Below are 10,454 nucleotides of genomic sequence, written 5' to 3'. Positions count from 1 at the left end.
GTTGCGTTGTGAGGCGCACGGCGGGTTCGGGAGGCGGTTCGGGGAAACCCACCGACGGCAACGTCGGCAGGGCGCCCCGGACCGACCTCACTACGACAAGGGCTTCGAGGCCCGCACGAAGCTCGCCAGCGACATCGCCGCGTTCGCCAACACGCCGGGCGGCGGCGTTCTGATCCTGGGCCTCTACGAGGACCGGGCGACCTCCGCACCGGCCAAGGCCAACCCGCTGCCTCTGACCGACGCGCTGCGCCGTGATTACCAGCAGTCGGTGGCCCAGCGTGTCGAGCCCGCCCCGGACTTCCACATCCACTTCGTGGAGGACCCTGCCACGGTCGGGCACGGCTTCGTCGTCATCGACGTCCCGCCGAGCCTGCACCGGCCCCATGGCGTGATCGGGAGGACGAATCTCAACGACGGCACCACCACCTGGCCGGTGCGCGTCGGCACCAGCACGATCCACCTCAACCCGTACGCGGTCCGAAGGATGATGCTCGAGATGGAGGAGACGCTCGCCCAGCGGTCCAGGGCCCGGGACGCCTTGGAGCGCGGTCTTGTCGCCGAGCACTTCTCGACCGGCCACCGGGCGTCTCGCCTCGTCGTGACGCTGATGCCGAACGTCCCCGGGGGGATGGAGCTCAACCGCAGGTCGATCGTCGAGTTCACGAAGGAGCTCACTGCGGAGACTCTGGCCGTCTCCGACTACCCGAGGTGGCGACTGACCGAGGTCTGGCCGTCCGGGGAGGGGCTGCGCGCCTGCGCCGTGGGCAAGGCGGCGTCGGTCTTCGCCTACGACGGCATCGGCGTCGTCGACTTCGCGCTCGAAGAGCGGCAGAACCACCGCAGGTCGCTTCCCGGGCAAGGAGACCTGCCCGTACTGGTCTCTCCCGGGGAGGTGCTCGACAGGGTTCTGCACTCCGTGATGCTGCTCGCGCGGCACGCACTGCACCGGGCCGGTACCCGTGGCCGGTGCGCCATCCGGGTCCGGCTGCTGGCCGCTCCGGCCGCGATGCCCGGGGCGGTCCTCCCGCCGTTCATGGGTGTGCCCGAGGTGCTTCCGGTGTCGCTCGACTCCGACCGCGGTGCAGTCCATGTAGTCGCCGAGGTGGAGGGGGTCATCGAGGACCTGGTGGAGTTCGGTCCGCCGCTGGTCGTCGCCGTCCACCCCGCCCTCCAACGGATCTCGCACGCCTTCGGCGAGGCCGACTCCCGCTACACGACCTCGGAGGGCGCCCTCGTCCAGAACAAGTTCGCCGGCTCCTACTTCCCCAGGCCGGAGGTCTACGAGCTGGCCGCGCGCCACGGCGTGGACGTGGCCGAGCACCACAGCGTCATATAGGTGCTGGCTCCGCGGGGGAGGGCTGGCGGTGCTTCGGGAGGTTGCGGGCGGCGCTTTCGCAGGTGGGTTGCAACAGACTCACGGCGATCGGGCCACCGGCTGCACCGGGAGTGCGACTGCGACTCGGATTTCCCAACCGCAGAGTCGTATCCGAGGCGAAGGGCGTCGCGGACAGTGCTGCGACGGCCGTTGGCCCAGCAACGCCGCCCGGCCTGATCGCATTGCGCCGACGACGGGTGCGCGGGCAGTAGCAGCAGGTGGCGTCCGCCCTGTCGCAGTCGCATCCGGAATCCCCTTGCTCCAGCGGGGCCGCCTGGGCGGTGGAAGAACAGCTTCGGCCCCGCTGCCCGGCCCCGGCCTGGCGGGCGCCCGTAGCGCACGTCCCCGTGTTGTGGTTGTTCGGGTCCGGTTGACGGGCGTAGCAGCGGCTGCTCCGGCAGAGCGCCGGTGCGGCCGGGCAAGGCCACGGGATATCCGGGAACGTTGTCGCAGTCGCACCGACCCGCCCCGCAGACTGCGGGCGACGGTCACGCATCCCCTGCGACTGCGATCGTTTGCTCCTTCAGCGTCGCAGTCGCACAACGTTGGCCAGCGTGGGTGCGACACCGCCTCCTGCGACTGCGAAGCCCGGTGCCAGCGGGATCCCGAGTCGCAGTCGCACGGCGCAGACGCCCATTCAGGGCGGCGGGTGCCGCGGCCGGCTCGGCCGGTCAGAGTTCGAGCCGGGGCGGGTCTTCCGGAACGATGGCGGCGATCCGCACGGTCGGTGGCCACTGCGGCGCCGGGGAGCAGGCGTGCACCACGTTGACGGCCGGGCGGCCGGATTCCGCGTCGGCCTCGATCCTGGTGGAATACAGCTCGACCTGCTGGCCGCCTTCGGCAACGACACGGATCAGCCGACCCAGGCGCGGCTGGTGCTCCAGCTCGCAGCGCAGGTTCTCCACCACTTCGTCGGCGCCGAGCTCCTTGGCCCGTTGAGCGGCTCAGTCGGTGACAGCAACGACAACCGGGCCATCGGGCTGGTCGGAGTAGCTCACTCGGCGCCCTGCCGGTCCAGCAGGTCGGCGACGATCTCCTCGACCGCGGCGGCGGCTTCGGGGCTTGCGGCCAGGTGGACTCGGCCGCGGTAGTCGGCGAGGATCTCCGCGACTGTGGGCAGGTCGACGACGGTGCCGAGGTCGTGGACTTCGGTCACCTGGTCGACCGGCACGCTGGGCAGAAACTGCGCGGCGAGTTCGGCGTCCAGGTTCGCCGCGTCGCCCGGGAAGCCGTAGCCTGCGCGCAGCGCGGCCCTGAGTTCCTGCACGGTGTTCATCGGCGGCAGCCCAAGGCGGCCACCTCCGCTGTGTTCGGCGGGCTGGGCGCTCATCTCCGCACCGCCCTCTCCCTGTCGGCGTGTCCCGGTGTGGCCGGGCCTGTGCTGACGACGGTAGCCACTCGCGGGCGGAGTGCGGGGGCGTACCCGAGATCCCGGCTGCGGAGCTGCCGGCCCGGCGCGGAGCTGGGCTCGGGCGCCGGATTGTCGGTCGTAGCGGGCGGTCCGCCAGTGAAGACGGCCGGTCCTCGGGCCGGGTGGCGGTGTTGGTCGGTCGACCGGCGCGGCCCGGCCCGGTGGCCGGTACACCGAGGCTTCCGCGTCAGGGCGGGCGCGGAAGCCGTCGGCACCTCGGCCAGCACTCGAACTGCTGAGGGATCAGGAGGGTTCGTCGCGGGCCAGGGCCCGGTCGAAGGACTCCTTGCGGGTGGCATCGTCGATCTTGCTGTCCAGGACCAGCGACCTGCGGAGGGCTTCGGCACTCAGGGTGGCCGAGATGCCGAGCCGTTCGGCGGCTTCGTACTGGATGCTGCCGAGGGTCAAGTGGGCCCTGCTGGGGTCGAAGCGGATGAACCAGTCGAGCATCTTGGCGATGGGTCGGTTGACGGCGAGTTCGAGCGGGGTGATCGCCCTGGTGTTCTTGCCCTGCCGGTGGCGCTGCACGGTGGTCGTGAACTCGTCGAGGACGGCGTGGCGCAGGGTGGCGCTAGCGTGCCAGCCTCCGTCGCGAAGCATGTCGTAGCGGCCCCACATGCCGCTGCCCTCGTGCCGGCAGGCGGTGATCCGCCCCCGCCCCGAAGGCCGGTACGGAATGCCGGAGGCCAGGTACCTACCGGCGGCGGCCGAGGACAGCCGGAAGCAGCCCTCTTGAGCGACCCCGCACGCCGGTCGGGTAGACCAGCCCGTGCGGGGCCGGTCTCTCGTTCGGCCCGCTGCGGGCTCCGGGTGGCGGCCGGCCTGCTGCGGACTCCGGGACCGCCTCCGGGGGCCGTTCGCCGGTCGGCCCGCTCCGCACCTGCAGGCGTCCGCACCGGGTCGACCGGGGGCGGACCGACGTGGAACCGTGGCGCGGGAAATCTCCACGCGCGAGACATTTCCACACGCGAGAGATTTCTGTGGTTCGCTTTCCGTCGTAGCCCCAACGCGAAAGGTGCCCCCATGACATCCGCTGCCCCGTCCCGGGCCGGGACGCCCGAGGGCGTCGAGAAGTACTACGCGCAGATTCCGGTCGGGGAACTGCTGGTCGACCAGGCCATGGACTCCCAACGGCTCTTCGCGACCAACACCGGTGAGGACGCCGGGCCAGCCGCCCAGCGGAAGCGGGACGCCGCCTGGACGTCGCGGCTCCTCCGGATGTGGGATCCCTTCGCGCTGCTGCCCGCGATCGTCTCGCTGCGGCCCGACGGGAAGTACTACCTCCTGGACGGCCAGCACTCCACCGAGGTGGCCGTGAGGAAGGAGGGCGAGGACTTCCTGCGGGACTGCATGGTCTACAAGGGCTTGTCCGCCGAGCAGGAGGCGAAGCTCTTCCTGGCCGCGAACAGGGACCGGAAGGCGGTGAAGCCCTTCGACATCTTCCGGGTGTCGATCACCGCCGGCGACCCGCGCAACGTCCGAATCCTCAACGAGGTCGAGAGCCGCGACCTCGGCATCTCCGGCAGCACTTCGGCCAACAAGATCGGCGCGGTGCAGGCGCTCACCGCGCTCGCGACGATGGACGAGAAGCACGCCGCCCACGACGACCACAAGGGCCTGATCTACCCTCTCGTGCTCCCCGAGGGCCGCTCTCCCCTGATCCCGCAGGTGCTCCAGGTCGTCGAGGACGCCTGGGGCCGCACCCCGGCCACCTGGGAGGGCATGATGCTGCGGGCCGTCGGCATGGTTCTCGACCGCAACCCCGGGGCCCGGCTCGACCGGCTCAGCTCGAAGCTCGCCGGCCACGGCAAGAAGAAGCCGCTCACGGTCGCACAGTGGAAGGAGACCTCCATCGCCGGAACCGTCGGGGGCGGCGGCTCGTCCTCCCGTTCCATGCCGCTCGCGAAGATCATCGTCGCCGCGTACAACGACGGCCTGACCGACCCGGCGGACTTCCTGGCCACCCCCGGCCGTCCCGACCTGACCTGACCGCCACCACCTCCCGTCAGCGACGGCAGCAGCACGGTGAACGGCCGGGCACCACCATCCAGGTGGTGCCCGGCCGTCAACGATTCGGCCCAAGTCGGACAACGGCGACCGGTTGGTGGCGTGGTCCCCGAAGACCACCAGGCCGCCGGGAGCACTGGGCAGCGTCTCATCCGGCAGAGCAGCCGGGTGTCAGCCCGGATGCGTCGGCGTCGCCCAAGACAACGGCATGGTCACCACCAAGTTCTCCAAAGGCTGCAGAGCCGGGCCCCTACGGCGTGAGGGTGATGACGCGGACGGGTTCGCCCTTCCAGCGGTACGGGTCTGCGGTGGCGACTAGGGCGCCGTCGGGGCGCTGCGGGGTGGGTGCGGCGGCGTCGCGGGTGTGGGCGTGGGCCCAGGTGGTGTCGGCGGCGAGGGCGAGGGCGGCGGGGAGGTCGAGGGCGAGGAGGGTGATGCCGGGGAGGGCGGCGAGGTGTTCGGCGGTGCCGGGGTGTTGGCGGTCGGCTTCGATGAGGGCGCAGGTGGTGGCGTAGAGGTGCCAGCCGGGTTCGGTGTGGGCGCGGTGGATGAGGTGGGTGGCGAGGGGGTTGCCGCGGCTGACGGCGACCATGGCGGTGGCGTCGAGGACGATGTGCAGGTCGGTCACCGGTCGCCTGCCCGGTCGAGGCGGCGGTCGAGTTCGGCGTCGAGTTGAGTGGTGCGGGCGGCGTCGGGGTCGTAGCCGTTCCAGGCATTGAGCTGTCGGCGTGCCTGTTCGGCTCGTTCGGCGCGTTCGGTGGGTGTGAGCAGGGTGTCGGCGAGTCGTGCGAGGTAGGCGCGCAGGGAGAGGTGTTCGGCGGCGGCGATCTCGGCGAGGCGGTCGCGGGTTTCAGCGGGGATGCGGATGTTGGCGTCGGCCATGGCGGTACTCCTTCGGCGGGGTGGGTCGGTGCGGCGACGGGGTTGTGGAGCGGGTGGGCCGCCGGCTGGGGGATGGCCTTGCCTGGCTGCTTCCGTTCCGGTCAGGGTACGGGTGCGTACCCATTCTCTCAATGCGGGTACGTACCCGTACCCGTACCCGTACCCGCTAGAGTGTTCCTGCCGAGCGGTGACCGTCCGCCGGTCCGGAGCGGCAGCAAGGGAGCGCTGGGATGGAAGAACCGAAGCGGGTCCGACCCGGGACGACGGGAAGGGCAACCGCCCCGACACGGCCCACGCCCGGCGGAACCGGCACGATGGGCACCCCGGTGCAGCCCACCTGCGCCCGCTGCGGCACGACCGAGCTGACCTTCGTCCAAGCGGCCGCCACCCGGTGGCGCGTCGTGCTGGGGCGCCTACTGTGCGCCAGCTGCGCGAGCGGCTTCGCCGCCTGGATGCGCTGCACTTTCTGACCAACTCTCTTGGAGAGGAGGGGACATGACGTTGCTTCCCCCGCTGCGGCCACCGGCCGCAGCCGGCGAAGGGGCAGACCGGCCGACGCGGCTGAGCCCCGAGGAGATCTCCGCGCTCCGCGACCGGGCCCGCCGCGAGGCGGGGACGTTCGTGGACCCGAAGGTCGTCCACGCTCCCCGGCACTTCCACAACCGCGACTGGGCCGCCGCCGTCGTCGGGCGCCCCGACTTCGACGTCTACGGGCACTGGCCGACCATGTACCTGCTGTACATCGCGATGCAGGCCGAGCCCGAGCCGCCGGTGACCCGCGCCCAGCTCGCCGAGCGCGCCGAGGCCGAGGCCCGGGTGCGGTCGGCGGAGGAGATGCGCGTGCTGAACCAGCAGCGCGCCGCCGGGCGGCGCCGTGCCGAGGTGCAGGCCTGGGCCGACGCGGTCCGGGGCTGCCTGGTGAAGGTGGTCGTCCGGGAGAACCGCTACGGCCGGGTGCGCGGTGGTGCTCGTGAGCGCCTCCGGCACGCCGTGCCGGTCAGCGAGGCCGTTTCGGGGCGGCGCCGGCGGCACCTCGCGGGCCGCACGCTGTGCGAGACGCCCGGCCGGGCGAAGCCGCTCCGGCTGGCGAACGGCCTGGCCGACGGGCCGGTGACGTGCCAGCGCTGCCTGGCCTACGCCGCCCAGATCCGACCGGGGGGCGCATCGTGAGCGCGCCCCTCGACGCGGCGCGGGCGGCCGCTGCCAGCGCCCCTGGCCCGGCACCCGGCAGCTGGGCCGCGCACCTTCGCGTCGCGCTCACGGAGGTCGACCGGCTCTCGGAACTGCTGGCGGCCCGTCGGGCTCCGCTGTCCGACCCGTCCGGGGTGCGGCTCAAGGACGACGAGGCGTGGGCGAAGAAGGAAGCCCTGCGCGCCGCGGCGGAGACGGGCTGCACCGACTACGCGCCGTTCGTCGGCAGGGTGCTCTGCCCGGCCAGGGAGAAGTGCCCCGCCGGCCTGGTCTCGGTCTTCTCCCCGCTGGCCGACGGCAGGTTGCCCATGCACCGCGACTCGTTCAACGCCCCGTGCCCCGGGGCCCACAAGAAGCCGGTCACGCCGCCGCTGAAGCTGCGGCCGCCGACCTCCGACACCGAGAACCACAACCAGCCCTGAAAGGAGGAGAGATGACGTCTCCGACCACGCCGAACCGGTCGGTCTGGAAGTGCGCCGACTGCGACACCAACAACCTCTCCACGGACTCCCGGTGCATCGTCTGCGACAACAGCCGACCCGTCTCCCGGGTCCGCAGCAGCTTCCCCGCCCCGGCCGCCGCCGGGAGCGGCACGCCGTCGGCCGTCGACCCGATGGCCGCGGCGAGCGCGCTGTGGCGCCAGCTCACCGAGCACCAGCCCGCCGTCGCCGCGGCGCTCGCCATGCAGCTGCGCGGCCTGCCGGAGAGCTGGGCACAGCGCGAACTCGGCCTCGCCCGGCCGCACGCCGCGCTGGAGCTGGCGCCCGCAGGCGGCCTGCCGGTGGAGGTCGCGCCGTACTCCGCCGACTGGGAGAACTGCCCGGCCTGCGCCGAGTCCGGCGAGCTGTGCCGCTACCACGACGGCTGGGCCGCCGGCCACGAAGCGCTGCACCAACCGCTGCTGGAGGCCGTCCGCCTCGACCCGACCGTCACCGTCAAGGACGCCCTGGCCCGCCTGGCGGACGCCGAAGAGGCGGCCGAGAGCGGCGAACTGGCCTCCGCGGTGGAGCGGCTGACCGGTGGCGAAGGATGACGCCCGCCCTGCCCGATCTGGACGACGCGGTCGCCGGTGCGGCCCGGGACCTGCTCCTGACCCGCTACCCGGCCGCGCAGTTCGATGCGACCGGCAGGGTGTCCGTGACCGGCTTCGTGTACGCCCCGGGCGCGCCCGGCGACGGGAAGGCCCGGATCGGCCACCGCACCCCCTTCCCGAGCCCGCTCAACGGCATCAGCTTCGCCGACGCGGCCGCGGAAGAATACGTCCTGGTGTCCGCCTACGCCGACCTTCTGCGGGCGCGCGGCTGGTCGGTCCGCGAGCTGAAGACCACCCGGCCCGCGCTGCTGGCCTCCCCGCCCGCCTGCCCGGACTGCTCGGGCCCGACCCTCCCGATCACCGTGGAGGGCGAGGACATCTGGCGGTGCTCGTGCGGGCGCCGTACGTACGGCGGCGACCCGGACGACGACGTCGACCTGCCCTCGTACCGCGAGACGGACGAGCACGGCGTCGTGACGCTGTACCACGGGACCGGTGAGGTGGACATCGAGGCGACCGCCGAGTGGGCCGCGCAGGAGGACCCGGACGACGAGGACGAGTACGACGACGAGGACCCGCACGCCGGGTGCTTCGAGCCGCACCGTACGGCGGACGGCTACGCGGACTGCGACGGGAGGGCGCTGTGACGGGCCTGCCGCCGCTCGACCTCGCGTCCGGCCCGCTCCTGGTCGCCATCGGCCCCGGCGGGTCGGGCAAGTCGACCGCCGCCGGCCGGATCGGGGTGCCGGTCATCTCGCTCGACACCCTGCGGCAGGAGATCGGCGGGGACGCGGGCGACCAGTCCGTCACCCCCGCCGCCGTCGCACGGCAGGACGCCCTGCTGGAGGAGTACCTGAGCGCCGGAACCGCGGTGCTGCTGGACTCCACCAACGTGGAGGTCCACGTCCGGGCCGCCCTGGTGGAGCGGGCCCGCCGCTACGGCCGCCCGATCGTCGCCCTGCGGCTCCTGCCCGACCTGGACACCTGCCTGTCCCGGAACCGGCTGCGGCCGCCCAACCCGCGCGTGCCGGACGACGTGCTGCGCTGGCAGTACGACCTCGCGGCCGCCGCCACCCCGGACGCTCTGATCGCGGAGGGCTTCTCCGCGGTGCACGAGATCACCACCACTCTCTGACCCTTCAGGAAGGACAAGTCCCTTGGAATCGAAGCGAATTCAGCGCAAGCGCACCGCGGGATGGGGCAAGCCCGACGGGTGCGTGATCGTGGACCGCACCAGCAACCTGGGCAATCCGTTCACCGTCGCGCAGCTGACCGACATCGGCTACGACGAGCCCGCCGCCCGGGAGATGGTCGTCGCCGAGTTCGGGCGCTGGCTGCGCGGCAGCCGCGCGAACTGGGAGTCCGACCGCGGTGACCAGCAGCGGGAGAAGATCCTCGCCCGGCTGCCGGAGCTGCGCGGCATGGACCTGGCCTGCTTCTGCGCGCCCGGCGAGCTGTGCCACGGCGACACGCTGCTGGAGTGGGCCGCGCTCTCCCCGCTGGCCCTGGAGGTCCGGATCGCGTCGGCCCGGGCCCGGGTCGACCACGCCCGCGAGGCCCGGGGCGAGGACCCGATGTACGACGCGGACGAGCTGGCCGCCGTCCTCACCCGCGACGTGACGATCCACTGCCTGGTCGACGTCATCCCGGGCGACCTGCCCGGCGCCCGCTGGGCGGGGCTGCCGCAGCGCTGGACCAACACGGACTGGAACTACCACCTGCGCGTGCAGCGGCTGCACGCGCAGGTGGTGACGGCCCGCCTGGTGGAGATCCTGGCGTGAGCGGGCCGGGCGCCGAGCCGCCCCGGCTGGACCGGGCGGAGAAGCACGTCGCGGTCGCCCGTCGGGTCTACACCGCCCGGCGGCCCTCCTCGTTGGCGAAGGAGTTGCTGCTCGCGGTCGCCCACGGCGTATTCGTCGTGCCCGGCACGGCGGAGGGCGCGCGCTGAACGTGGCTGCCCGTCGTTCAGTTCCGGGCCTGTTCGGGGTCGTTGTTGACGGCTTCCTGGAAGACCTGGAGCAGGTCGGGGTGGTCGTGGTGGAAGGCGATCTGGAACTGATGGACGGCTCCGCCGCGCTTGACGGACTCCACGGGGACGGGAAGGCCGGTGGGCCAGCGGCCGGTGAGCTCGCCCTTGGTCAGGACGCGCCGGAAGAAGGCGGTGGAGCCGCGCAGGTTGTCGGTGCCGAGTTCGGCGCGCAGGTCGGCGGCGCTGTACACGCCGTCGAGGTCGGGGTCGGCGAGCAGCCCCAGGATTTTCCGGGCCCGGGGTGGGAGTTGGCGGTAGTAGTCGCGGGCGAGCGGGACGGTCCAGTGGGGCGGGGAGGCTTCCTCGACGGTGATGGCGTCGCGGTGACGGGCGAGGAACGGGGCGAGCAGTTCCAGATCCTCCGGTGTCGGGTCGATGATGCGGATTTCCATGGTGGGAGGCTAGCCCGCTTCTTGCAATAAACGCCAGTAAAGACGTTCTGTAAGCATGGCGGTGGGTGCGGCGCTACGCTGGCTCCACCGCCGCGGGTCTCCCTGCCGGCGGGTGGCGGCCCTCTCGGGGCCGA

The 10,454-nt window shown here is 72.5% G+C and carries 16 protein-coding genes; 10 read left to right on the top strand and 6 right to left on the bottom strand.

What is annotated here, in order from left to right; all coding sequences use genetic code 11:
• The coding region (locus ACIOHG_RS31140) for a helix-turn-helix domain-containing protein (RefSeq protein ID WP_400955574.1) at positions 1-1,336 on the top strand (1,336 nt) is incomplete at its 5' end.
• Between the two features lie 710 nt (positions 1,337-2,046).
• Here ACIOHG_RS31140 and ACIOHG_RS31135 read toward each other — a convergent pair.
• From ACIOHG_RS31135 to ACIOHG_RS31125, 3 genes are all read right to left on the bottom strand, one after another.
• Entirely contained in the window at positions 2,047-2,283 is a 237-nt protein-coding gene (locus ACIOHG_RS31135) for a hypothetical protein (RefSeq protein ID WP_400955573.1), read from the bottom strand.
• Between the two features lie 86 nt (positions 2,284-2,369).
• Positions 2,370-2,651 (bottom strand): hypothetical protein, encoded by a 282-nt coding sequence (locus ACIOHG_RS31130; protein ID WP_400955571.1) that lies wholly within the window; start codon positions 2,649-2,651, stop codon positions 2,370-2,372.
• Positions 2,652-3,029: 378 nt separating this feature from the next.
• Positions 3,030-3,386 (bottom strand): hypothetical protein, encoded by a 357-nt coding sequence (locus ACIOHG_RS31125; RefSeq protein WP_400955570.1) that lies wholly within the window; start codon positions 3,384-3,386, stop codon positions 3,030-3,032.
• 423 nt (positions 3,387-3,809) lie between these two features.
• Here ACIOHG_RS31125 and ACIOHG_RS31120 point away from each other — a divergent pair, with 423 nt between their 5' ends.
• The gene (locus tag ACIOHG_RS31120) at positions 3,810-4,775 is read left to right on the top strand and encodes a DUF6551 family protein (protein WP_400955569.1); all 966 of its coding nucleotides are present in this window, start codon (positions 3,810-3,812) and stop codon (positions 4,773-4,775) included.
• Positions 4,776-5,043: 268 nt separating this feature from the next.
• Here the strand turns inward: ACIOHG_RS31120 and ACIOHG_RS31115 are convergent, their stop codons facing one another.
• Entirely contained in the window at positions 5,044-5,412 is a 369-nt protein-coding gene (locus tag ACIOHG_RS31115) for a hypothetical protein (protein ID WP_400955577.1), read from the bottom strand.
• Positions 5,413-5,417: 5 nt separating this feature from the next.
• Positions 5,418-5,675 carry a hypothetical protein gene (locus ACIOHG_RS31110; protein WP_400955568.1) on the bottom strand — a complete coding sequence of 86 codons (258 nt, stop codon included), beginning with the start codon at positions 5,673-5,675 and terminating at the stop codon, positions 5,418-5,420.
• Between the two features lie 326 nt (positions 5,676-6,001).
• Between ACIOHG_RS31110 and ACIOHG_RS31105 the strand changes: the two genes are divergently transcribed.
• The 8 genes from ACIOHG_RS31105 to ACIOHG_RS31070 are packed head-to-tail and all read left to right on the top strand — an operon-like array spanning position 6,002 to position 9,847.
• Positions 6,002-6,145 (top strand): hypothetical protein, encoded by a 144-nt coding sequence (locus ACIOHG_RS31105; protein ID WP_400955566.1) that lies wholly within the window; start codon positions 6,002-6,004, stop codon positions 6,143-6,145.
• A 25-nt stretch (positions 6,146-6,170) separates the two neighbouring features.
• Positions 6,171-6,845 (top strand): hypothetical protein, encoded by a 675-nt coding sequence (locus tag ACIOHG_RS31100; protein ID WP_400955565.1) that lies wholly within the window; start codon positions 6,171-6,173, stop codon positions 6,843-6,845.
• Entirely contained in the window at positions 6,842-7,288 is a 447-nt protein-coding gene (locus ACIOHG_RS31095) for a hypothetical protein (protein WP_400955564.1), read from the top strand. The genes ACIOHG_RS31100 and ACIOHG_RS31095 overlap by 4 nt, the downstream gene beginning before the upstream one ends.
• Before the next feature lie 11 nt (positions 7,289-7,299).
• Complete coding sequence (locus ACIOHG_RS31090) at positions 7,300-7,899, top strand: hypothetical protein (RefSeq protein WP_400955563.1); 600 nt, start codon at positions 7,300-7,302, stop codon at positions 7,897-7,899.
• The gene (locus ACIOHG_RS31085) at positions 7,896-8,546 is read left to right on the top strand and encodes a hypothetical protein (RefSeq protein ID WP_400955561.1); all 651 of its coding nucleotides are present in this window, start codon (positions 7,896-7,898) and stop codon (positions 8,544-8,546) included. The genes ACIOHG_RS31090 and ACIOHG_RS31085 overlap by 4 nt, the downstream gene beginning before the upstream one ends.
• Entirely contained in the window at positions 8,543-9,034 is a 492-nt protein-coding gene (locus ACIOHG_RS31080) for an AAA family ATPase (protein WP_400955560.1), read from the top strand. Before ACIOHG_RS31085 ends, ACIOHG_RS31080 begins: the two co-directional genes overlap by 4 nt.
• A gap of 22 nt (positions 9,035-9,056) precedes the next feature.
• Positions 9,057-9,680, top strand: coding sequence for a DUF4326 domain-containing protein (locus tag ACIOHG_RS31075; protein WP_400955559.1), 624 nt, complete (start codon positions 9,057-9,059; stop codon positions 9,678-9,680).
• Entirely contained in the window at positions 9,677-9,847 is a 171-nt protein-coding gene (locus tag ACIOHG_RS31070) for a hypothetical protein (RefSeq protein ID WP_400955558.1), read from the top strand. The genes ACIOHG_RS31075 and ACIOHG_RS31070 overlap by 4 nt, the downstream gene beginning before the upstream one ends.
• Before the next feature lie 17 nt (positions 9,848-9,864).
• Here ACIOHG_RS31070 and ACIOHG_RS31065 read toward each other — a convergent pair whose 3' ends face one another.
• On the bottom strand, positions 9,865-10,320 hold the full coding sequence (locus ACIOHG_RS31065) for a hypothetical protein (RefSeq protein ID WP_400955557.1): 456 nt from the start codon (positions 10,318-10,320) through the stop codon (positions 9,865-9,867).
• Positions 10,321-10,454: the final 134 nt, after the last annotated feature.

Source organism: Kitasatospora sp. NPDC088134 (assembly GCF_044741705.1).
Lineage (GTDB): Bacteria > Actinomycetota > Actinomycetes > Streptomycetales > Streptomycetaceae > Kitasatospora.
Note: the sequence above shows the minus strand (reverse complement) of the source record. Positions and strands in the feature narration are given on the sequence as shown.

Bases quoted from the DNA above. Each gene is read 5' to 3' on its own strand.
- ACIOHG_RS31130 (WP_400955571.1), bottom strand. From the start codon at position 2,651: ATGAACACCGTGCAGGAACTCAGGGCCGCGCTGCGCGCAGGCTACGGC.
- ACIOHG_RS31125 (WP_400955570.1), bottom strand. From the start codon at position 3,386: ATGCTTCGCGACGGAGGCTGGCACGCTAGCGCCACCCTGCGCCACGCC.
- ACIOHG_RS31120 (WP_400955569.1), top strand. From the start codon at position 3,810: ATGACATCCGCTGCCCCGTCCCGGGCCGGGACGCCCGAGGGCGTCGAG.
- ACIOHG_RS31110 (WP_400955568.1), bottom strand. From the start codon at position 5,675: ATGGCCGACGCCAACATCCGCATCCCCGCTGAAACCCGCGACCGCCTC.
- ACIOHG_RS31100 (WP_400955565.1), top strand. From the start codon at position 6,171: ATGACGTTGCTTCCCCCGCTGCGGCCACCGGCCGCAGCCGGCGAAGGG.
- ACIOHG_RS31090 (WP_400955563.1), top strand. From the start codon at position 7,300: ATGACGTCTCCGACCACGCCGAACCGGTCGGTCTGGAAGTGCGCCGAC.
- ACIOHG_RS31085 (WP_400955561.1), top strand. From the start codon at position 7,896: ATGACGCCCGCCCTGCCCGATCTGGACGACGCGGTCGCCGGTGCGGCC.
- ACIOHG_RS31065 (WP_400955557.1), bottom strand. From the start codon at position 10,320: ATGGAAATCCGCATCATCGACCCGACACCGGAGGATCTGGAACTGCTC.